The organism is Clostridium thermobutyricum (assembly GCF_000371465.1).
Lineage (GTDB): Bacteria > Bacillota > Clostridia > Clostridiales > Clostridiaceae > Clostridium > Clostridium thermobutyricum.
The window spans coordinates 117,142-138,118 of the sequence record NZ_KB850956.1 but is presented as its reverse complement, the minus strand read 5'-3'; the positions used below and the strand labels follow the sequence as shown (position 1 = coordinate 138,118).

23 protein-coding genes, 1 tRNA gene, 1 rRNA gene and 1 riboswitch are annotated in these 20,977 nt (G+C 26.0%); of the genes, 7 read left to right on the top strand and 18 right to left on the bottom strand.

The genetic code is table 11. From position 1 onward, the window contains the following. Positions 1-502 precede the first annotated feature (502 nt). On the top strand, positions 503-1,180 hold the full coding sequence (locus HMPREF1092_RS00640; protein ID WP_002596641.1) for a uracil-DNA glycosylase: 678 nt from the start codon (positions 503-505) through the stop codon (positions 1,178-1,180). A 69-nt stretch (positions 1,181-1,249) separates the two neighbouring features. Here the strand turns inward: HMPREF1092_RS00640 and HMPREF1092_RS00635 are convergent, their stop codons facing one another. The 10 genes from HMPREF1092_RS00635 to HMPREF1092_RS00590 all read right to left on the bottom strand — a co-directional run bounded on the left by HMPREF1092_RS00635 (position 1,250) and on the right by HMPREF1092_RS00590 (position 6,378). Beyond that, positions 1,250-1,447, bottom strand: a complete 198-nt coding sequence (locus HMPREF1092_RS00635; RefSeq protein WP_002596640.1) for a hypothetical protein — start codon at positions 1,445-1,447, stop codon at positions 1,250-1,252. A 55-nt stretch (positions 1,448-1,502) separates the two neighbouring features. Next, positions 1,503-1,706 (bottom strand): hypothetical protein, encoded by a 204-nt coding sequence (locus HMPREF1092_RS00630; protein WP_002596639.1) that lies wholly within the window; start codon positions 1,704-1,706, stop codon positions 1,503-1,505. 272 nt (positions 1,707-1,978) lie between these two features. Beyond that, a tRNA-Phe gene (locus tag HMPREF1092_RS00625) sits at positions 1,979-2,054 on the bottom strand. A 9-nt stretch (positions 2,055-2,063) separates the two neighbouring features. Next, a 5S ribosomal RNA gene (rrf, locus tag HMPREF1092_RS00620) occupies positions 2,064-2,180 on the bottom strand. Positions 2,181-2,567: 387 nt separating this feature from the next. After that, positions 2,568-3,239 (bottom strand): SGNH/GDSL hydrolase family protein, encoded by a 672-nt coding sequence (locus tag HMPREF1092_RS00615; protein WP_002596638.1) that lies wholly within the window; start codon positions 3,237-3,239, stop codon positions 2,568-2,570. Between the two features lie 183 nt (positions 3,240-3,422). Then, positions 3,423-3,797, bottom strand: coding sequence for a cytidine deaminase family protein (locus HMPREF1092_RS00610; protein ID WP_002596637.1), 375 nt, complete (start codon positions 3,795-3,797; stop codon positions 3,423-3,425). A 21-nt stretch (positions 3,798-3,818) separates the two neighbouring features. Continuing rightward, entirely contained in the window at positions 3,819-4,370 is a 552-nt protein-coding gene (locus HMPREF1092_RS00605; RefSeq protein WP_002596636.1) for a flavodoxin domain-containing protein, read from the bottom strand. A 15-nt stretch (positions 4,371-4,385) separates the two neighbouring features. Next, positions 4,386-4,823, bottom strand: coding sequence for a GNAT family N-acetyltransferase (locus HMPREF1092_RS00600; protein ID WP_002596635.1), 438 nt, complete (start codon positions 4,821-4,823; stop codon positions 4,386-4,388). A 97-nt stretch (positions 4,824-4,920) separates the two neighbouring features. Then, entirely contained in the window at positions 4,921-5,409 is a 489-nt protein-coding gene (locus tag HMPREF1092_RS00595) for a CarD family transcriptional regulator (protein WP_002596634.1), read from the bottom strand. Between the two features lie 261 nt (positions 5,410-5,670). Further along, the gene (locus tag HMPREF1092_RS00590) at positions 5,671-6,378 is read right to left on the bottom strand and encodes a flavodoxin family protein (RefSeq protein WP_002596633.1); all 708 of its coding nucleotides are present in this window, start codon (positions 6,376-6,378) and stop codon (positions 5,671-5,673) included. Between the two features lie 146 nt (positions 6,379-6,524). Here HMPREF1092_RS00590 and HMPREF1092_RS00585 point away from each other — a divergent pair, with 146 nt between their 5' ends. The 4 genes from HMPREF1092_RS00585 to HMPREF1092_RS00575 all read left to right on the top strand — a co-directional run bounded on the left by HMPREF1092_RS00585 (position 6,525) and on the right by HMPREF1092_RS00575 (position 8,682). Continuing rightward, positions 6,525-7,262, top strand: coding sequence for an NAD-dependent protein deacylase (locus HMPREF1092_RS00585; protein ID WP_002596632.1), 738 nt, complete (start codon positions 6,525-6,527; stop codon positions 7,260-7,262). 75 nt (positions 7,263-7,337) lie between these two features. Then, complete coding sequence (locus HMPREF1092_RS16345) at positions 7,338-7,613, top strand: hypothetical protein (protein WP_002596631.1); 276 nt, start codon at positions 7,338-7,340, stop codon at positions 7,611-7,613. 114 nt (positions 7,614-7,727) lie between these two features. Continuing rightward, the gene (locus HMPREF1092_RS16340; RefSeq protein ID WP_002596630.1) at positions 7,728-8,216 is read left to right on the top strand and encodes a fused DSP-PTPase phosphatase/NAD kinase-like protein; all 489 of its coding nucleotides are present in this window, start codon (positions 7,728-7,730) and stop codon (positions 8,214-8,216) included. Between the two features lie 70 nt (positions 8,217-8,286). Continuing rightward, positions 8,287-8,682 (top strand): hypothetical protein, encoded by a 396-nt coding sequence (locus HMPREF1092_RS00575; protein WP_002596629.1) that lies wholly within the window; start codon positions 8,287-8,289, stop codon positions 8,680-8,682. Between the two features lie 42 nt (positions 8,683-8,724). Here HMPREF1092_RS00575 and HMPREF1092_RS00570 read toward each other — a convergent pair whose 3' ends face one another. The 6 genes from HMPREF1092_RS00570 to licT all read right to left on the bottom strand — a co-directional run bounded on the left by HMPREF1092_RS00570 (position 8,725) and on the right by licT (position 15,061). Beyond that, positions 8,725-9,663 (bottom strand): CPBP family intramembrane glutamic endopeptidase, encoded by a 939-nt coding sequence (locus HMPREF1092_RS00570; RefSeq protein WP_002596628.1) that lies wholly within the window; start codon positions 9,661-9,663, stop codon positions 8,725-8,727. A gap of 251 nt (positions 9,664-9,914) precedes the next feature. After that, complete coding sequence (locus HMPREF1092_RS00565; RefSeq protein ID WP_002596627.1) at positions 9,915-11,147, bottom strand: competence/damage-inducible protein A; 1,233 nt, start codon at positions 11,145-11,147, stop codon at positions 9,915-9,917. 136 nt (positions 11,148-11,283) lie between these two features. Further along, entirely contained in the window at positions 11,284-12,285 is a 1,002-nt protein-coding gene (locus HMPREF1092_RS00560; RefSeq protein WP_002596626.1) for a hypothetical protein, read from the bottom strand. A 12-nt stretch (positions 12,286-12,297) separates the two neighbouring features. Continuing rightward, entirely contained in the window at positions 12,298-13,284 is a 987-nt protein-coding gene (locus HMPREF1092_RS00555) for a phosphodiester glycosidase family protein (RefSeq protein ID WP_002596625.1), read from the bottom strand. 286 nt (positions 13,285-13,570) lie between these two features. Continuing rightward, the gene (locus HMPREF1092_RS00550) at positions 13,571-14,191 is read right to left on the bottom strand and encodes a histidine phosphatase family protein (protein WP_002596624.1); all 621 of its coding nucleotides are present in this window, start codon (positions 14,189-14,191) and stop codon (positions 13,571-13,573) included. Between the two features lie 45 nt (positions 14,192-14,236). Continuing rightward, positions 14,237-15,061 carry a BglG family transcription antiterminator LicT gene (licT, locus tag HMPREF1092_RS00545; protein WP_002596623.1) on the bottom strand — a complete coding sequence of 275 codons (825 nt, stop codon included), beginning with the start codon at positions 15,059-15,061 and terminating at the stop codon, positions 14,237-14,239. 423 nt (positions 15,062-15,484) lie between these two features. Here licT and HMPREF1092_RS00540 point away from each other — a divergent pair, with 423 nt between their 5' ends. Then, positions 15,485-17,137, top strand: coding sequence for a PTS transporter subunit EIIC (locus HMPREF1092_RS00540; RefSeq protein WP_002596622.1), 1,653 nt, complete (start codon positions 15,485-15,487; stop codon positions 17,135-17,137). Between the two features lie 259 nt (positions 17,138-17,396). On the opposite strand, the gene HMPREF1092_RS00535 is transcribed toward HMPREF1092_RS00540, so the two are convergent. Further along, on the bottom strand, positions 17,397-18,152 hold the full coding sequence (locus HMPREF1092_RS00535) for a DUF2828 family protein (RefSeq protein ID WP_002596621.1): 756 nt from the start codon (positions 18,150-18,152) through the stop codon (positions 17,397-17,399). A gap of 362 nt (positions 18,153-18,514) precedes the next feature. Then, positions 18,515-18,614, top strand: a riboswitch (purine riboswitch). Positions 18,615-18,684: 70 nt separating this feature from the next. Here HMPREF1092_RS00535 and HMPREF1092_RS00530 point away from each other — a divergent pair. After that, the gene (locus HMPREF1092_RS00530; RefSeq protein ID WP_002596620.1) at positions 18,685-20,037 is read left to right on the top strand and encodes an NCS2 family permease; all 1,353 of its coding nucleotides are present in this window, start codon (positions 18,685-18,687) and stop codon (positions 20,035-20,037) included. Positions 20,038-20,077: 40 nt separating this feature from the next. On the opposite strand, the gene HMPREF1092_RS17035 is transcribed toward HMPREF1092_RS00530, so the two are convergent. Continuing rightward, positions 20,078-20,977, bottom strand: a 900-nt coding sequence (locus HMPREF1092_RS17035; protein ID WP_002596619.1) for a MucBP domain-containing protein, incomplete at its 5' end; no start/stop codon positions are given.

Below are 20,977 nucleotides of genomic sequence, written 5' to 3'. Positions count from 1 at the left end.
CAGCGTTCGTCCTGAGCCAGGATCAAACTCTCAATAAAAAGTTTAATCTTTTAGCTCTTAAAACTTACTTATAAAAGAATTGCTGGTTTAAGTTTGCTTATATATTTCTGTTCAATTTTCAAAGACCATTTTTTCTCATCGCTTTTGACGACTCATTTATTCTATCATCACAATATTATTATGTCAACAACTTTTTTTAAAGTTATAATCATAAATATTTTAATCGCTTAGCTTGTTTTTTGTTGGACTAGCCAAGCGACATGTATTATCTTAACACCTTTTTTATTATGTTCTAAATTATTTTTATGTAAATTTTTAATTTATTACTTAAATACTCTTATATAATCTTTTTTTCTATTAATTAAATATATAGATACTCTAGGAAATGTTTTTTTAATTTAACTAAAAATTTTGAATAATGAAAATTTTATTTTGTGTTATACTAAAATCATATCAACTGATTACGAAAGGATGTGTAAAGTGGCATTTAGCCACGATTTCTATGGGATATGTTATAAATAAATCTTGGTCTTCTTTATTAAGAGAAGAATTTTCAAAAGATTATTATAAAAAAATTATGAGTTTATTAAATGAGGAATATTCTAATAAATCTATTTTTCCTCCAAGGAAAAATGTTTTTGAAGCTTTAAATATCACAAATTATGAAGATGTTAAAGTTGTTATATTAGGTCAAGATCCTTATCATGGGCCTAATCAAGCTCATGGACTAAGCTTTTCAGTAAATGTCGGAGTAAAGATTCCCCCATCTCTTATTAATATATATAAAGAATTACATAATGATTTAGGATGCTATATTCCTAACAATGGTTTTTTAGAAAAATGGGCAAAACAAGGAGTTCTTTTATTAAATACTTCTTTGACAGTTATCGAAGGCCATGCAAATTCTCATCAAAAAATAGGATGGTCTATATTTACTGATAAAATAATTTCTTTAGTAAATGAAAAGGATACCCCTGTTGTATTTATATTATGGGGAAATAATGCTATATCTAAAAAATCTCTAATAACTAATCCTAAACATTTGATACTACAATCAGTTCATCCTAGTCCACTTTCTGCTAGGAGAGGTTTTTTTGGTAGCAAACCTTTTTCTAAAACAAATGAATTTCTAGAAAAAAATAATCTTTCACCTATTGATTGGCAAATAGAAAATGTATAAAAATAGAGGTAAATCAAGTAATATTTCTACTACTTAATTTACCTCTATTCTTTAAATTGTCTTTATAGATCATTTTTCCTTTTTCTTTAGATTTTCAATCATTAGTCTGTATTCATCATCATTTATAAGTTTATAATTTTTCATTATTCTTACTGTTTCTTGATCATATAAACATTCATTCTTTACTATATTTTTTGATCTGATTGAATCTCTTACTATCATAACTAAAAATAAAATTATAAATGATGTTCCTATTACAAACTCCATATATATTTCTCCTATAAAAAAAGACTACTATATATTTTATTCAATCAAATAATTTTTATTGACTTATTTTTTTATTCCTATTCATAATGTTAATTAAACTTCCCGTCAGAATTCCTATTATAGAAAAAAAAGAAACTCCTAATATTAATATATCTAATAAAATTCCAGTTATTAATCCTAATACTAATCCTATTATTAATCCTATAGTTATTGTTTTCTCTTCTCTCTTTATGTTTAATCTTTCTTCCTCATATACCATAATTTCTCCTCCAATAATCCATCTGTATTTATTTTACAATTAATTTATTAAGAATTCCTTAACAACTTCTTAAATGAATCTTATTGTTTTATTATTAATTTTAAAATATAAAATTCTATTTTTAATTATTACTATTTTCCCGAATCTTAATCATTATTTTTCATATTATTTTTAAATTACTTATATATAAATTAGACGATTATTGAGGCTGTTTAGTTTCATTTATTTTATTTTTTTATATAAAAAAGCACTAACTTTAAAGTTAGTGCTTTTGGTGGCTCGAGCTGGAATCGAACCAGCGACACGAGGATTTTCAGTCCTCTGCTCTACCGACTGAGCTATCGAGCCATACAATGTACCTAGCAACTTCCTACTCTCCCACACAGTCTCCCATGCAGTACCATCGGCGTTATAGAGCTTAACTTTCCTGTTCGGAATGGGAAGGAGTGTTTCCTCTATGCCATCGTCACTAGATTTATTTATATCTTACATATTATATCTTATATTATGTTTCATTATTTGTCAACATTTTTTTATAATTATTTTTTCAATCCAAATATTAATCCAAATTTAATTTCAATATATCTATTTTAAATACATATATTAAATAATATAAACTTCAAAATTTTAATATTCATTTCTTAGATTTAGAATTAATAATTCAATTTTATGTAATTCTTAAGACTCTTTAATTTCTAAAAAATATTATTCCTTAATCTCTAAATATATAATTTTGATTTAAATTTATTGCTATATCAAATTATATATAACTAAAAAATACTATTAGAATAAAAAAATTCTTAAATACTCTTTTGATTTCATATTTATTGTAAATATCTTTTTTATATTTCTGCTATAACCCTATATTGTTTTGCTATATATTATTTTACTTTCTAATATATTTTCAAATATTAACTTATGGACCAAATCTGTTGGATGCAATCCATCATTTAAACAATTTTCTTTAATCATTATTTTATCTATTTCAAGATTATTTTCTTTTAAATAATTTTCTATCTTTTTATAGTTATCTATTAATTTTATATTTTCTTCTTTACTTATTTTTCTTATTATATTTATTATATCTATTGTATGATGGATTCTACTTAGTTTATTTTCATTTTCTTTTGTAGAAATTGTAGGAGTCATCAATATTATTTTTTTATCTCTTAAATGATTTATTATATACTTTAAATTACTATATAATTCATTTAACCCATTTTTTCTTTTTCTATCATTTAATCCTATTAAAATAAAAACTATATCATCTTTTTCTGAAACTAGTTTATTTATATTTTCTTTTAATTGTGTTGAGTTCATTCCACAACATCCATTATTATTTAAAACTACATTTTTATTTTCTTTATTTAAATATTCGTTTAATAATGCTCCCCAGCTTTTCTTAGTTTGTACATTTTTAAAATTAATATTATCTACTTTAATTAAAGTTGAATCAAGTTCTTTAAAATCTGACGTTCCCTCTCCAGCTGCTATACTATCTCCTATTATCTTGATATATATTCTATTTTTCACTAATCTCATCTCCAAGTACTATCTTTTTATAGAATATTTCACAATTTTTTATTTTTTCAAATTAGTATAAACTAATACATCAATATCTAAAATATTTATTTGAACTATCCTATACTTATTTTTTTAAACTATTAAGCAACAAATCTATATAATTTCTCCTTAATTATATTAAAATATAGTAATTTAATTCCACATCTCTGGTAGTAAATCTGATATTGTTACTATTTTATTTTCTAATAATACTTCACATTTATAATTTTCATCATTTATTTGATTTATTAATTCTCTACATCTTCCACAGGGTGGCACAATATTTCCATCTTTATAAACTGAAACAATTTTAACTATTCTTGTTTCTCTACCTGTTATCATAGCTGCAATTGCTGAATGTTCTGCACAAAAGCCCATAGAACTTGGGGTATCTATACATACTCCTTTATATACACTTCCTTTATCAGTTAAAATTACTGCTGCAACTGAACCTGCATATGAACTTCTTGATATTTTTCGTGGATTTAGCGTAGTCCTTGCTATTTCTAATAATTCATTAAAATTCATTCATAATACCTCTCACATATTTTATAAATTCATTTTTTTCTTAACAAAATCTGCTATATCTCGTATTTCTGTTTTATCCATAAAATATACTTTCTTACCATATGTGTCTAAAAATTCTCTATTTTCGTTTGTTAGATTTTCTTCTTCAATATTTTCTACTTTCTTTTTAAGCATTTTCATCATTGTTTTATGCAAAAATGTAAGTTTACTATAATCTATTCCACCTCTTAAATTAAATATAGTTATTTTATTTTTTTGTAAATCAAATATTCTATTTATATTAGCATTTATTTGATTTACATTATTCATATCTTTAGGATCTGATATCCCACATGTAAATATAACTATATCTTTAGCTTTTATTTTCTCAAAATTATTTTTTAAAATTGATATTCCTTTTACTCCACCTGCATATAACCCTCCACCATATATAATAGTATCGTAATTTAGTAGATTATCTTTTTTAATACTTTTATAGCTGAATAAATCACAATTTAACTCTTCTGATATCCATTTTGCATACTTTTCAGTTGTTCCATACTTTGACCCATATATAACCACTACTTTCTTCATAATCACCCATTTCCTTTATAGATTTTTTCCCATTATAACTAAATTCTTATATTCTTTTAATCCTCTCTTTTTATAAAATTCTAAAGTTTCATTGCTTTTGCATGTGAATAAAATTATTTCATTTATCCCTTTATTGTATAATCTTTTTTCAAATTCATTAAAAATTTTGCTACCTAAACCTTGTCCTTTTAATTTGCTTATTACGCAAAACTCCTTTATATTAAATAGTACTCCATCATAAAATTGCTCTTCATGCCCTAATATTAATCCATAAATTATATTAGATTCTTCAGCTATTATTCCATAAAACCCTTCACTTTTTATCATTTGACTTAATCTTTTACTAGCTGTTTCTATTGTCCATTTATCATTCCATGGTGGAGCATTAAATGCTTCTATATAAATTTCTACTAATTCTTTTATATCTTCTATATGTATTTCTCTATAATTCATTCCCTCTCTCCTTTTCCTTTTTTAGGAAATTATAATTTATTATATCATATTTTTTTCTCTAAATAAAAAAACTAGAATTAAATTCTAGTTTTCATTTTTATAAATTTAATATATATTTATGTGCTTCCTTTTCATTAAAATCAAATATTATATTTAACTCTTCAAATAATAATTTTTCTGAGTTTTTCATAATTATTTCATCAGATTGAGTTAATTTTTTTCCTAATGCAATTTTTTCTTTCTTTTTTGCAGTAATGCTTCTTACTAACTTAACCAAATTAGAAAAATCTCCAGTTTTAACTAAAGCTTTAAAACTTTCATTTCTTTGTCTTTCACTATCTATCCATATTAACTCACTAAGCTTTTCATTTTCTACTATACCTTCTGCCTCTTCTTTTGATAATATTTTTCTCATAAAAATCTTAGTATTATCAGTTGGAATTTTTATTATAGTATTATTTTCATATATATGATTAAGAACATAGTATTCTTTTTTGATAAAATTTCTGTCTTTTTCCTCAACAATATCTATTACTTTACAAATTCCTGTTGTTCCATACATTATATAATCATTTATTTTGAACATAAACCTCACTCCTTTAATCATTTTTCAATAGTAGATTTACTTTTTACAAAAATATAAAAAAAAACGCGCAGTTAAACAACTGCACGTATGATATCAAACTACATATTGTACTTTAATTGTAACACACTATATTAAATAAAGCTAATTTCATATGTTTATTTCTTATATCTATATAATTTTCGCAAAATAAAATAATAATTTTTATTTATATAAATTTTGTTATCTTATTTTTTCTATATAATTAACCTCTCTAAAATTAATTTATTTCCAAGGTTTTTTTCCATCTAACCATCCTTTATTTTTCCAATACTCTTTTTCTATATTAATCGCATTATCCATTTTATGAACTTTAATAAATGTATTAAACATTATTCTTACAAATAGACTTGGTCTATTATTGTTTCCTATAGAATTATAAAATTTATTACTTTTTATTTTTAATTTTTTTATACATTTCTCTTTATTTTTTTGAGATATATCATTCCATTTAGAACTTCTTACATTAAGTCCACATTCAACTATTTTACTTACACCCCAATACTTAACAGATCTTTTTATTGTATTTATTACATGCTTTGTCCCTGTTCCAGCAGTAGTTGAAACAATAAACACTGATTTTTTAAACATTTCTTCCATTGGCATGTGGACTATATACATATGTCCAAAATGATCTAAAAAAGTTTTCATTTGCCCTGTAACATCCATAACATAAGTAGGTGAAGCAAAAATTATTCCATCAGCATTTTTAAAACTATTATATATTTTTAATGTATATTCTGAATGAGGACATTTCTCTTTTCCATAATAAAAGCAATTAAAGCATCCATTACAAAACTTTGGCATATCTTTCGGTAAAAAGTATTCTTCAAATTCTACATCATCTTTAGTTTTAAGTTCATCCTTTATTACTTTAACCGTATTATAAGTATTTTCACGTCTTTCATTACCATAAATAATACAAATCTTCATTTATACACCTCTTCAAATTCTCACTATATATATTACTTATATAATAAATTAATGGTGTATAATTAATATAAAATCTAATTTATTATTTTTCCTTATTTAACTAAATGTCAATAATATAATTATAAATATTGTTTGGAGATGATTTAATGAATACTAAAATAGAAGAATTAACTCAGATTATAAAAGAAAGTAACAATATAATTTTCTTTGGAGGAGCTGGAGTATCCACAGAAAGCAATATACCTGACTTTAGAAGTGCGACAGGTCTTTTTAATGAAAAATTAAATATGACTTTTACACCAGAACAACTTGTTTCTCACTCTTTTTATGTTAGATATCCTGAAGAATTCTTTAATTTTTATAAAGCTAAACTTATATATCCTGAAGCTAAACCAAATCTTAGCCATATTGCTTTAGCTAAACTTGAAAAAATGGGAAAATTAAAGGCTGTTGTTACTCAAAATATTGATGGTCTTCATCAAGCTGCTGGTTCTAAAAATGTTTTTGAGCTTCATGGTTCAGTACATAGAAATTACTGTACTAAATGTGGTCAATTTTATGATGTTGATTTTGTATTAAAATCAACAGGAGCTCCTATTTGTACTAATTGTGGATGTCAAGTAAAGCCTGATGTTGTACTTTATGAGGAAGGTTTAGACAATGCTGTTATTAATGGAGCTGTAAGAGCAATAAGTCAAGCTGACACTTTAATTATTGGTGGAACTTCTTTAGTTGTTTATCCTGCTGCTGGACTTATTGATTATTTTAGAGGTAAAAATCTTGTCCTTATAAATAAGAGTAAAACTTCTGCTGATTCTAAAGCTGATTTAGTTATTAATGATTCAATTGGTAAAGTTTTAGATGAAGCAATAAAATCACTTTAATATATTTTTTCTAAATATAAGTAATAAAATCACTATCTTTTGAAAAACCTATATTTTGAAAGAGGTGATTTTTTTATGAAAAAAACTTTTAAATTAATTCCATTTTTATTGATCTTAATTTCATTTTCTTTATTTGGAGGCTCTGTTTCTACATTAGCTCTTCAATATAATGAAGTTCCTATTAGTGAACAAATTTTAGTTTTTGATAATAATAATACTAACAGACTTCCAAATAATTTTAGAAAATCTAGTGATCCTGTTGATAATTCAACAAATCTTAATTTAAGTGGATTAAAAGAATTAAATATTTCTGGAAGTCAACAATTCTCAAAGTTCAACTTAGAACTTTAAAAAAAACAATTACCATCTGATAAAAACCTTGTTTTTATAGATTTAAGACAAGAATCTCATGGATTTATCAATGGTCTTCCTATTAGTTGGGAAGGTGATGGAGACAAAGCTAATATGGGCTTAAATTATAGTCAAGTTATTGCTAGAAATAACGCTCAACTTTCTAGCATAAAAATAGGTGAACCTTTAACTATTAAGAACACTACCATTGTTCCTAAAGAAGTTTATTCTGAAGAAACTCTTATTAAAGAAAATAATAATCAATATATAAGAATTCCTGTAACAGATACAAAACTTCCAACTCCAGAAATGGTAGATCTTTTTGTAAGTTCAGTTACTAACTTACCTAAAAATTCTTGGTTACACTTTCATTGTAAAGAAGGTATAGGCAGAACAACCACATTTATGACAATGTTTGATATGATGAAAAATGCTAAGACAGTTCCTTTAAATGATATTGTTCTTAGACAGATAAAACTTGCTAATCTTGAAAATAAAGAAAAAGGATTAGAAAGTACTACTAGAATGGCATTTTATAATAAATTTTATGCTTATGCTAAAAATGGAGATTTCACAAAGAAGTTCTCTGAATTTAATAATTAAATTTAATTATGTATTTTTATTAACTCTCCTAAATATACTTATATTAATAGTATTTTTAGGAGATTATTTTATGTTATATATAATTTTAATTATTTTAATTTTGGGAACTTCAGGATTTCTTATATTCACATATGAAAATAAAATTTCATCTTTAAAAAATGACTTAATAGTTTTAAATAGTACAATAAATAGCTTAAAAAGCCGTATTCCTAATGGAGATACTCAAGTAAAAATTGATTTCAAAATACCACAATCTAAAATGGGAGTAATAAGACATAATTCTATGATATATCTTTCACCTGATGCTAATAGCTTAATTGAAAAGACTTCTATATATATGGAGGTAAGAATATTAGATCAGGCTATTTATAATGGTGGTACTTGGTTTTATGTTGCATTACCTATTGATAGAAGTGAAAATTCTAGAGGTTGGGTTCACAAAAAGTACTTTACCTCTTTTAAATAAAATTTTTAAAGCCCTTTAGATAAAACTAAAGGGCTTGTTTTATTAAAATTTAAATAAAAACATAAATACAAAATATACTATTACAGACATAATAAAAGGCAAATTTATTATTCTCTCATTACTTTCTTTATATTTAAATTCCTGAATTTCTTTTAATGTTATTCCATTTCTTATATTATATCTCTTTTCTAATTTCCAAAGAATTGTCCAAGCTAGTGTTCCCATTACTATTATCCAAAATATAGCTCCTCCAAGTAAAACTATAAGCTCCCCAGATGAAGCTGTTATTCTTGATGATGCTTCTACTGCTTCTTCTAAAACATTGCTACTTCCTGTAATAGAAATTATTTTTTGTAACGTTAAAGATGTCCCATTTAATATAAAATGCATTATCATTGAAGTATATATACTCCCTGTAACTCTTACTGCATAAGCAAGTATAAATCCCATAACCATAGTATATAAAAATTGATGAGCATTTAAATGAAAAATTCCAAACATTATCCCACACATCAAAGCTGCTTTAAATTTACTTTTATCATCATATCCATGAAGCACTACTCCTCTTAAAGTAACTTCTTCAGTTATAGCTGGCATAACTGCAATCAATAACATTAGAATAATATATGGAGTAGATGAGATATCATTCATAAATGTACTTAATGTATTTTCAAAAAATAAACTACTTATAACTCCAAAAAGACTCATTAATGGAACGCATATAAAGCCAAGTAGTATTACTAACAACAAATCTTTAAATGGTAATTTATTAAACTTAAAAACATCTTTAAAGCTTTGTTTAGTAAATATAACATATAAAATAGATGGTATTAAAAATAATGTTACATGACTTGTTAAAAGCATTATTCTGCTATCAGTTATATTGAATCTAACAAATAATCTTCCAAGTACTATATTTCCAAATATACTTCCCACTAAAATAATAAAGAAAAACAAATTGCTCCTATAAACTTTTCTCATAACCTCTCCTCAATTTTAAATTTTCCATAGTATAAATTTTTAATATGGGGAGATAATTATTACTGAGGCTATTTGCTTCATTAATTAATCGCCTCTCCCCCATTTTATTTATATACAGATTCAATCCCTCTTAACGCTCCTAAGATAAGAGGGATTGTTTTATATTTATAACTTTATGCATACATAATAAATATATTACTACATATACATAAAAGTTAATTATTCTCTATCCTTTTATTCTTTTTGACATTTTATTTATTAATCTCTAATCTTATCATATCAAATGCTTTAAGACATGCTCTACGTCTAACAGAATTTCTATCTCCATTAAAGACATTTCTAGTTACTATTGTTTTATCTGCAATAGATAATCCTATATAAACAAGACCTACTGGCTTATCATCTGTTCCCCCATCTGGTCCTGCAATTCCTGTTGTTGAAACTCCTATATCTGCTCCACATCTTTTTCTTATTCCTTCTGCCATTTCTCTAGCAGTTTCTTCACTTACTGCTCCAAACTTTTCTAAAGTTTCTTTCTTAACTCCTAAAGTTTTTATTTTAGCTTCATTAGAATAAGTAATAGCTCCTTCTAAAAATGAGCTTGATATTCCTGGATAATCTATAAGACCTGCTCCAAGTAAACCTCCAGTACATGATTCACTAGTTCCTATAGTTAACTTTTTATCTACTAATAATTTTGCAACTGTTAAGTTTAATCCCTCTTCTCCAATATTATATATTGAATCACCAAGTCTATTCTTAATTTCTGTTAAAACTGGATCTATTAATTTTTCCCCTTCTTCTTTTGTTTTGGCTTTTGCAGTTACTCTTAAAGTAACCTCTCCTTCTTTTGCATAAGGGGCTACTGTTGGATTTTTTCCATTATCAATTAAATCTTGAACAAGTTCTTCTACTTTACTTTCCCCAACGCCATGAATTCTTACAACTTCTGAAACTATAGTATTGCCCGTAAGTTTTTCTAAATAAGGTCTAACACTTTCATTGAACATTCTCTTCATTTCACTTGGAGGTCCTGGTAAAACTATTATTGTTTTATCATCTTTCTTTATAATTGCTCCTGGGGCTGTTCCAGCATTATTTTTTAATATTATAGCTTCTTTAGGAAAATATGCTTGTTTTTCATTACTTTCAACAAACTCTCTTCCCATTCTTCTAAAATATTCTTTTATACTTTCAAGACTCTCCTCATGTAGCTCACACTTATATCCAAAATATTCACATGCAAGCTCTTTTGTCATATCATCTTTTGTTGGCCCAAGACCTCCTGTTGTAATTATCATATCACTTCTACTTAACCCTTCTTTAAAAGCTTGAAGCATTCTTTCTTTATTATCTCCTACAACACTTTGATAATAAATATCTATTCCCATACTAGCTAATTCTTTTGCTAAAAATTGTGCATTCGTATTTACTATATCTCCTAAAAGAATTTCTGTTCCTACTGATAATAATTCACATCTCATATTCTATAAGCTATGTCTAAATTAATAGAAATAACTTAACTTCACCTCCTTAAATATTCTAGTAATATTATACCACTGTAGTCTCATATATATTTATAACAAAAGAGACTATCTTGAATTAGATAGTCTCTTTTCATTATTTAAAAGTTTGCTTATAGTATTTTCCGTCTTTAAGAGTTGAAACTCCATATTGATAGAATCCTAAGAATTGACCATTATATGGTGTAATAGTCTTAGATTGAAGTTCTTCTACTTCATTTTGCATATTATAGTTAACATAAATTTTTCCACTTTGACGAACACTTATATCATTATTTGTTACTGGTTCTTTTAATGCTATAGTTTTACTTGGGTCTAAAGGATTATTTAAATTTTTAGTTATTATACTAGTTACATATCCATTTTCCATTTCACCTAAGTATATTACTCCATTATCATCTATTCCTAAAATATTTAATGGCTTAGCTGTATTCATAGGTATTCTTTCTGCTGGTTGTGTTAAATGTAACACATTACCTTGATTAGCTAAATAAACTAATCTATCTTTAGTTGGCATTGTGTCTATATTACCTAAGAATTGTACAACTGGATAAATTACTTGCGCACTTATTTGGTTAATATCTATTCTAAATATTACATTATCTACTTTTACATAAGTAACTCCTGTTATTGCAGATGCTTGGATATCATAACGTGTAAATGAGCTACTATATTCACATATATTAACTAATTTTCTATTTTGACCTGTTTGCGCATCATAACTATAAAGAACAACTTCACCATCATTAACTTGAAGATTTAAAAGCATATCTCTACCTGTTATCCATTTTGCAAAAAGAATTGGATTTTCAGATGTTCCCAAATCCTTAATATTTCCTGTTGATGAATCTGCAATTTTATATACACCATTTTCTTTATATACAATATATACTCCATCAAATGATATACCAACATTACTTGCATCTGAAGGTATTTCTACATGAATTGTTTTTTCATTCATTGTATCTGCTATTGATATCTTTTGCATACTAACATCTGTATTTTCTGCGAAATAAAAATTATTTAAATAAAATAGTACTCCGCATTGTAATATTACAGATATTAATATCCATATTATTATCATCCTAACTCTTCTCATCGCTACTCCTCACTACTTAACCACTACTGCTGATGCTATATATCTTTCTCCAAGTCCATTAGATAAATTATTTATTATTTTACCATCTAAGTACATTGTAGATGATTTACCACCATCTAAATTTATAGCATTTACACACTTACCTTTTGTAAGCATTAGTGATTGAAGTTCTGTAATACTTGCTCCTAATCCATTTACTATACTTCTTCCATCAACAACCATCATAACTATTGAACCATCAGCTCTTTGCCCTATAGCTGTTCTTGGTGCAAGTCCCCATGATGCTGACATTCCTGTTAAGTCTAAAGGCTTACCATTTTTAATAAGTACTGGGCCAAAACTTACAGCTTGAGTTGTTCCCATATCTTTTAATTGTTGTAATGTAAATGATCCTACATGAAGTTTTCCTTGTGCATCCATTGCCATACATGTAGTAGATTCACCAGGTTTTAAATCTGAGAATATAACTTTACCATCAGATATAATAACACCACTTGGAGTTCCACCATTACCTGTCCAGTTAGCACTACTTGAAGTATCAACAAAAGCTCCTCCATTTATAGCAGCTACCGCATTATTTTGGATAGCCATTTGAGATGTTGTTTCTCCCTTTTTATAAAGACTATTTGTATAAGCAATTTTTATTCTCTTAGGATTTTTAATAACTAACATATAACCTGTATATTTTGAATTTTCAAACTTATATAGATCTATTGTATTATCATGTGTTCCTGTAATATCTACTGTTGAACCATTATTTCCCTTAACAGTATCAGATTTTGATCCTGAATTTAAAATTTCATTAATCTTTTCCTGAGACAAAAAGGCTGTCGCTAAATATTTATGTCTAAAGGTTGTCATTGCTGACCCAACATAAATTCTTTTAGCAGTGTCAAATGGTCCATATAGAAGAATAAATGGTGCTGTTACAACAGTGAATAACAATTCAAAAACTATAAAAGCTATTACCAATTTCCACTTTTTCTTTTTTTTCTTCATAAGAACTCTCCTAATTACATAATATTTTTAATTATATAATTTTTTCACACCTTTGAATTAAAGAAATACTAACATTATTAAATAAGTTACTTATTATTCACCTTTTATACATATTTTAGTTTTTCAAATTTTATAAAATTTATAAAAAATGACTTTTTTCTTACGAATTACTTATTTTTTGATTACATGATTTAATTAATTAAAATATAACATTTATTCATAAAAAATATGAGTGAATAATAATAGTCTTTTTCAAAAGAACTATTTTTATTCACTCCATTAATTTCTACCATCCTATTGCTGTAATGTTTTTTGTAAAATGGCTAGAATCATTTTTAAATTCTATTTTAAAATTATCTTCATCAACTATTATCTTAGTTAATGTTGCTTGTCCCATAACTTCCGAAAAAGAATCATCTTTAAAATAATGTAATAATGCTTTAATTGTAACTCCATGAGCTACTAAAAGAATTGACTTCCCATCATTTTTTTTAAGTATAGAATCCATTGCCATTCTAACTCTTTCTCTAACTTCTCTTAAACTTTCACCATTAGGTGCTTTTATTTCTTCATTACCATTCATTATTAAATTAATATCCCAATCAGGATTTTCTTTTTTAACTTCATCAGTTATTCTTCCTTCATAATCACCAAAACTCATTTCCATAAGTCCATCTTCTTTAATTATTTCTACATCTTTATTCCCCTTTATTATTTGTGCTGTTTTATAAGCTCTTTCTATAGGGCTTGTATATATTTTATCTATTTTTATATCTTCCATTCTTTTAGATAATTCTTTTGCTCTATCTATTCCAAATTTAGTTAAAGGTGAATTTCCTCTTCCTTGTAATCTTTTTTCTAAATTCCATTCTGTTTGTCCATGTCTAGTTAAATATACAGTAACCAATTACTTTTTCCTCCTTACGTTATCAGACATAAAATAAAAATTAAATTATATCCTAAATTTTCTTATATGCATTATTAAATATATAACTTCTTGCTTTGACAATTTATAGTTAAACTGATTTGTTATATATATTTCTATTTTATCTACACATTTTTTTTCTTCTGGATATTTTGTAACTACCATATCATAAAACTCTTTGTCTTCGTCTTTAACTTGAGTTCTTTTAAAAATTCGTTGTGCAAAAAATTTAAGATGTGTAATGAATCTCATATAATCTAATGAGTTTTCATTAAATTTAATATTAAACTCTCTTTTTACTATATTTAATATTTTATTAGTCATTATTGTTATATTCATTGTATTAGACATATCTTCATTTAATGCAGCATTTATTATATGTAAAGCTATAAAGCCTGCTTCATCTTCTGATAGTTTAACCCCAGTGTACTTTTCTACTATTTCTACTCCTTTTAATCCAATATCAAATTCTTTTTTATAAAGACTTTTAATTTCCCATAATATAGGATTATCTACTCTTATTCCTTCTTTTTGTCTTGTTACAGCAAAGAAAAGGTGGTCAGTTAAAATAATAAATATAACTTCATTCAATGTAATTTTAAGTTCTGATTCTGCTATAGAAACTATATCTTTTGTTATTGTAAGATATTCTGCTGGAGTTTTTCCCATAAGTTGATTAAAGCTTTTATTTTCTCTCTCGCCTTGAATTTTAAAAACTTTTTCTATATCTTTTGGAAGTATAATATCTCCTATCTGTTTTTTAAATCCTACTCCTTTTCCCATTACAACAATTTCTTCCCCATCAATTATTGCAATTACAACATTATTATTTAAAATCTTATTTATTCTCATATTTCCCCTCCTTTTCTTAATCCACATTTCCCTTTTAAAATAATTTATATTAAACCTCTAATATTATTATGATACTATACCTTTTTATTTTCACTCATTATATTATCATCTTTTTAATTTTTTTAAAAGTTTATTAATATTTTATTGACAAATCTTTTATAGCTATGATAACATTTACTTGTAAATACGATTTTTAAAGATTTTGTTACTATTAAATTAGGCAACTTCTAAGCCAAATTTTATTAACTAAAAGTTCAAAATTTAATATAGTAAGATTGTTACTATATCATTAGGCAAGACTTAAATATATGTAAATCTAGGTAAAATACCTTACAGATTTATAGATATTTAGGTCTTTTTTTTTATTTTTTATTTATAACCTAAAGGAATTATATTACAAAAATTTTTAAGGAGGAATTATTAATGTTACAAACTTTACAAAGAATAGGAAAAGCAATAATGCTTCCAATCGCAGCATTACCAATTGCTGGTATATTACTTGGAGTTGGAGGAGCTTTATTAGGAATAGCTGGACTTGAAAATGCACCTTCAGTATATGCTCCACTTATTTCATTTGTTAATATTCCTGTTGTTACTGCAATATTAACTGTAATGAAAAATATTGGAGATATAGTATTTGGAAACTTACCAATTTTATTTGCAGTGGGAGTTGCTGTTGGACTTGCTAAAAAAGATAAAGGAACTGCTGGACTTGCTTCTGTTTTTGGATTTATAGTTATGAACCAAGTTATATCAACTCTTTTATCATTAGGAGTTACTCAACTTGGAGTTATTACTCCTGATAATGTAGGCGAATATGGAACTTATGTTACTACAAACTTAGGAATTTTCACACTTAATATGTCAGTATTTGGAGGAATCATTACTGGTATAGTTACTTCAATACTTCACAATAAATTTTATAATATAGAATTACCACCAGTTATAGGATTCTTTGCAGGTTCAAGATTTGTACCAATTATCACTGCTTTAGTAATGGCTTTAGTTGGAGGCATACTAGCTTTCGCTTGGCCAGTTGTACAAAATGGAATTTCTTTAATTGCTGAATTAGTTAAAAATGCTGGATATATTGGAACTTTACTTTATGGAATTGTTGAAAGAGCTTTAATTCCATTTGGATTACATCATGTATTCTATACTCCATTCTGGTTTGGTTCATTCGTTGAAGGAAATGTTATTATTGATGGTGTTAATACAGTTGTTGCTGGAGCTAATACTGCTTACTTTGCTCAATTATCAAGTATGTCTGATTTAGTTGGAGCTACTCCAGATGTTATGTCTAATATAGTTTCTGGTACAACAAGATTTATGGCAGGTAAATTCCCATTCATGATGTTTGGTCTTCCTGCAGCTGCTTTTGCAATGTATAAATGTGCACATCCAACTAAAAAGAAATTAGTTGGTTCACTTATGATTTCAGCAGCTGTTACTTCATTATTAACTGGTATTACAGAACCATTAGAATTTACATTCCTTTTCGTAGCACCTGTTCTTTACGGAGTTCATTGTTTACTTGCTGGACTTTCATTTATGCTAATGGATATATTTAATGTATTTATAGGAATGACATTCTCTGGAGGCTTAATTGATTTCTCATTATTTGGATTATTACCAGCTGGTGCTGGAGTTCCAACAAAATGGTTCATGGTATTAGCTGTTGGAGCTGTTTATGCAGTAGTTTACTACTTATTATTCTCATTCTTAATTAAGAAGTTTAATTTAAAAACTCCAGGTAGAGATTCAGAAGAAAAAGAAACTAAATTATTTACTAAAAAAGATTTTCAAGGAACTAATAATTCTACTGGAAATGATGTAAAAGATAATGCTCCTAAGGTTCTTGAAGCTTTAGGTGGAGAAGAAAATATTGTAAGCGTAGATGCTTGTATAACTAGACTTAGAGTAGAAGTTAAGCACAAAGATATTGTTGATAAAGAAACATTAACTGGACTTGGTGCTGCTGGAGTTGTAGAAGTTGGAAATGGTGTACAAGTTATATTCGGCGCTAAAGCTAATAGTTATAAGAATGAAATTAACTCAATCATAGGTGATGAGTAATTCATATAAATAAAACCAATCTCAAAATTACATTAACATTAACCTAAAGAAAAAGAGTATCCTTAATGGATACTCTTTTTTTCTGCAGAAATTTGAAGTAATAATTATATAAAATAACTTATTCCTTCAATAAAATAAATCTAGATTTATGGGCTATTATCTTGACTAGATTCTGTTACAGGAAATTTGCTGTTTGAATCTAAATAATAACTTAATAATATTTTACTAAAATCTTATTATTTTTTCTAGTCTAATTATATTAATTTATTTCTACCAAATTATATCTTTCTGAATTTAATACTTCTTCTATAGAACTATACTTTAAACTTCTTATATTAAATCTATCTTTCTTTATTCTATTTTTAAAGTTTAAATAATTCTCTTTATCTTTTTCTAAAAATAATTTCTTATATTTTCTAATTGCTGTACTAGGAACTTTTGAATAATTTATTTTATTATAACTTTTAAAAGTTATATTAGTTTCAACTATATTTATTTTTCTTCTAAGATAACTTAATATTTTTCTATACTGTCTAGGAGTAAATCCCATTCCTTTTATAGTTTTTCTAGCTAAAACTCTAGTTTCTTTAGAAGAAGTATTTTCTGACTTTAGCCATTTAGCTAATAAAGATGGTTTTCTCTTTTCTAAATCTCTTTCTAATTGTTTTCTAAATAATTTCATAACATTATCTTCAAGATCTGTATCAAATAAAGAATAAAAATCATCCCATCTCCCATAATAAGGGATAAGATGAGCATTTTTCTTAATTATATCTGGATAATTTTTTCCTAAATGCTTTAATATAATTCTAAAACTTCTTTTTTCTCCTAATCCTGCTTTAATATCTCTTGAATAAAATAATATTTTCATAGTGTCTAGTTTTGAAACTTTAAAAGAATTATCAAAAGCTTCTATAATAGTATTTTGATCTAGCTTTCTACTATTTTTTAAAACTTTAAATAATATATCAGTTTCCTCTTTAACTTTATAAGTAATTTCTATTGATTCCAGCATCCTGTACCTCCAATCTTTAGTTTAAGTTTCTACATATTTTCGTCTATTAACTTTGCTATAAGAGTTAATATTATAATTAAAATTTCTCTCTTACATATAAGTTAATTCTTACTTCAAACAAAATTTGATTTAATAATATACTAAAAGTATACAAAACTTAATTTATCAAATCAAAGCACTTGTATTTATGTTATATAAAAATTTAAAATCTCGAATATATATTTTTTATAATTATTATTTTTTTAAATCTCAATTTTATTTTTTATATTGCTTAATTTAAAGATACAGATAATACTTAACGTAAATTTTAAATAATTTCACTTTTAATATTTCGTTAATTGACATAATATTTTAAATTATATTATAATAACATTCGTAAGATTCGTATAATTCTAGTAATTGGTCTAGAAGTTTCTACCAGACACCGTAAATGTCTTGGCTATGAGTTATTTGCAATTTATTTTAGAATATTATTTTCTTTATTAAATTTCAGATTTCTCTACATTCATACTAAAGATTGTGAGGGATACAAATGAAATTACCACTTAACAAAATTTTTTCCTATAGGGAAGAAAAAATCAATGTAAAGCAAGAAATTAGAGCTGGAATAACCACGTTTCTTGCCATGTCTTACATAATAGCAGTAAATCCTTTAGTACTTCATAGTACAGGTATGCCATTAGCACCTCTTGTTACAACTACATGTATATCTGCAATTATTTCAACATTTCTTATGGCTTTTTATGCTAAACTGCCTTTTGCATTAGCATCAGGAATGGGTCTTAATACTTTTTTTGCATATACAGTTTGCCGTGAATACGGTATATCTTGGCAAATAGCTTTAGCAGCTGTATTTGTTGAAGGTATTATTTTTGTTATTTTATCTTTAACATCAATTCGTGAATCTGTTGCACATGCAATTCCACATAATCTTAAAATTTCTATTACAGCTGGAATAGGTTTATTTATAGCTTTTATAGGGCTTCAAAATGCAAATATTATAATTGCTAATAAAACAAATTTAGTTGGACTTGGTAATTTTGCTTCTCCAACAGTAATAATAGCTTTTATAGGTCTTGTAATAATCACTGTCCTTGAAAAGAAAAAAATTAAAGGTTCAATACTTATTGGTATAGTAGTTTGTACTGCAATTGCATGGATATATGCTTTAATTGACCCTTCAGGTGCTAATAAATATTCTATTTCTTTACCAAATGGTATAATCGCTTTTGCATCACCTATGCCTATAGTTGGTAAATTAGACTTTTCATTTATTCACTCTATGAAAGGATTTTTATCTTTTATAGGAATTACTTTCACTTTCCTTTTTGTTGATTTCTTTGGTACAGTTGGCTCAGTTTTAGGACTAGCCACTAAAGCTGGATTAGTTGAGGAAGATGGTAAGTTTCCTAGAATAGGTAAGGCTCTTTTAGTAGATGCAGTTGGGACAACTTGTGGTTCATTACTTGGTACATCAGCAATCTCTACTTTTGTAGAAAGCAGTACCGGTATTGCTGAAGGAGGAAAAACTGGATTAACAGCATTTGTTGTTGGATGTTTATTTACAATATCACTATTCTTCTCTCCATTATTTGTTGCAATTCCTTCTTGCGCTACTGCACCTGCACTTATATATGTAGGATATTTAATGCTTAGTATAATAACAAATATAGATTTTACTAATATTACTGAAGCTCTTCCAGCTTTTATAACAATAATTTTAATGCCACTTTCTTATTCAATTGGAGATGGAATAATATATGGTATATTATCTTATGTAGTTATTAATTTATTTTATAATTTAATCTCTAAAAAAAGCAAAAGAATTAAATTAAATCCTATATTAATAACTCTTAGTATCTTGTTTATAATAAAATTAATATAAAAATAAATCAGAGGATTTTTTCCTCTGATTTATTTTTTATTTATTTAGTTACTGTATTTTTCTTTTTTAAATTTAGGCCTAATAATAACGCAAGTGATCCTAATATTCCAGCAACTTCCGGAATGTTACTTGTATCTCCTGTCTTTGGATTTTCAGAGTTTTCACTCTTAGATACATATAAAACTACATTTCCATTTACATTTCCAAAAGTATTAGGTATTTTATTTACCTTAGCTCCATTTATTGTTATGTTATTTAATTTATATCCTTCTGGAATTGTTGGAACAGGAACATTAGCTTTTTCTCCTTGAACTCCGGATATAACTCTAGGAATACCAATTGGTTCTCCTTTATCATTTTCAATACTTACTTTTATGCTTTTTATCACTTTTTTGTTAGGACTTTTATTAATATTTTCATTATCTTTTGCTATATGATATTCAATAACTTCATTATTATTTCCAAATACATTTGGAATTCCATTAACTGTTTGTCCTTTTTCATTTGTTATTTTAACTATGTGATATCCTTCTGGAATTGAAGGAATTTTTACTGTAACTTTAGAACTTGGATCTCCTGTTACAATTTCTGGATTTTCTATTTCTTTACCATTTGAATCTAATACTTTAACAGTTATACTTGGATTTTTAGCAATATTATAAATTATATTATTATCACTATCTCCGAACGTACTTGGTACTTTTGTTATAACTTTTCCGTTATCAGTTATATTTACTAAATGATATCCTTCTGGTATTTTTGGTATTTTTAAATTTGTTTTATCTCCTGGTTCCCCATTTGCACTTTCCGGAGTTCCTATAACTTTATTACCTGATCCTTCTATGCTTATTGTTGTTTTAGTTGGATTCTTTTCGACATGATAAATTATAATTTCATCTTTATTTCCGAATGTTGAAGGTATTCCTTTTACTGTTTCTCC

Coding starts and splice junctions, on each gene's coding strand:
- HMPREF1092_RS00630 (WP_002596639.1), bottom strand. CDS start 1,706: ATGGTATATGAGGAAGAAAGATTAAACATAAAGAGAGAAGAGAAAACA.
- HMPREF1092_RS16345 (WP_002596631.1), top strand. CDS start 7,338: ATGAAAAAAACTTTTAAATTAATTCCATTTTTATTGATCTTAATTTCA.
- HMPREF1092_RS00590 (WP_002596633.1), bottom strand. CDS start 6,378: ATGAAGATTTGTATTATTTATGGTAATGAAAGACGTGAAAATACTTAT.
- HMPREF1092_RS00540 (WP_002596622.1), top strand. CDS start 15,485: ATGTTACAAACTTTACAAAGAATAGGAAAAGCAATAATGCTTCCAATC.
- licT (WP_002596623.1), bottom strand. CDS start 15,061: ATGAGAATAAATAAGATTTTAAATAATAATGTTGTAATTGCAATAATT.
- HMPREF1092_RS00530 (WP_002596620.1), top strand. CDS start 18,685: ATGAAATTACCACTTAACAAAATTTTTTCCTATAGGGAAGAAAAAATC.
- HMPREF1092_RS00605 (WP_002596636.1), bottom strand. CDS start 4,370: ATGAAGAAAGTAGTGGTTATATATGGGTCAAAGTATGGAACAACTGAA.
- HMPREF1092_RS00560 (WP_002596626.1), bottom strand. CDS start 12,285: ATGAGAAGAGTTAGGATGATAATAATATGGATATTAATATCTGTAATA.
- HMPREF1092_RS00635 (WP_002596640.1), bottom strand. CDS start 1,447: ATGGAGTTTGTAATAGGAACATCATTTATAATTTTATTTTTAGTTATG.
- HMPREF1092_RS00565 (WP_002596627.1), bottom strand. CDS start 11,147: ATGAGATGTGAATTATTATCAGTAGGAACAGAAATTCTTTTAGGAGAT.
- HMPREF1092_RS16340 (WP_002596630.1), top strand. CDS start 7,728: ATGGGCTTAAATTATAGTCAAGTTATTGCTAGAAATAACGCTCAACTT.
- HMPREF1092_RS00610 (WP_002596637.1), bottom strand. CDS start 3,797: ATGAATTTTAATGAATTATTAGAAATAGCAAGGACTACGCTAAATCCA.
- HMPREF1092_RS00640 (WP_002596641.1), top strand. CDS start 503: ATGGGATATGTTATAAATAAATCTTGGTCTTCTTTATTAAGAGAAGAA.
- HMPREF1092_RS00595 (WP_002596634.1), bottom strand. CDS start 5,409: ATGTTCAAAATAAATGATTATATAATGTATGGAACAACAGGAATTTGT.
- HMPREF1092_RS00575 (WP_002596629.1), top strand. CDS start 8,287: ATGTTATATATAATTTTAATTATTTTAATTTTGGGAACTTCAGGATTT.
- HMPREF1092_RS00600 (WP_002596635.1), bottom strand. CDS start 4,823: ATGAATTATAGAGAAATACATATAGAAGATATAAAAGAATTAGTAGAA.
- HMPREF1092_RS00570 (WP_002596628.1), bottom strand. CDS start 9,663: ATGAGAAAAGTTTATAGGAGCAATTTGTTTTTCTTTATTATTTTAGTG.
- HMPREF1092_RS00535 (WP_002596621.1), bottom strand. CDS start 18,152: ATGCTGGAATCAATAGAAATTACTTATAAAGTTAAAGAGGAAACTGAT.
- HMPREF1092_RS00585 (WP_002596632.1), top strand. CDS start 6,525: ATGAATACTAAAATAGAAGAATTAACTCAGATTATAAAAGAAAGTAAC.
- HMPREF1092_RS00555 (WP_002596625.1), bottom strand. CDS start 13,284: ATGAAGAAAAAAAAGAAAAAGTGGAAATTGGTAATAGCTTTTATAGTT.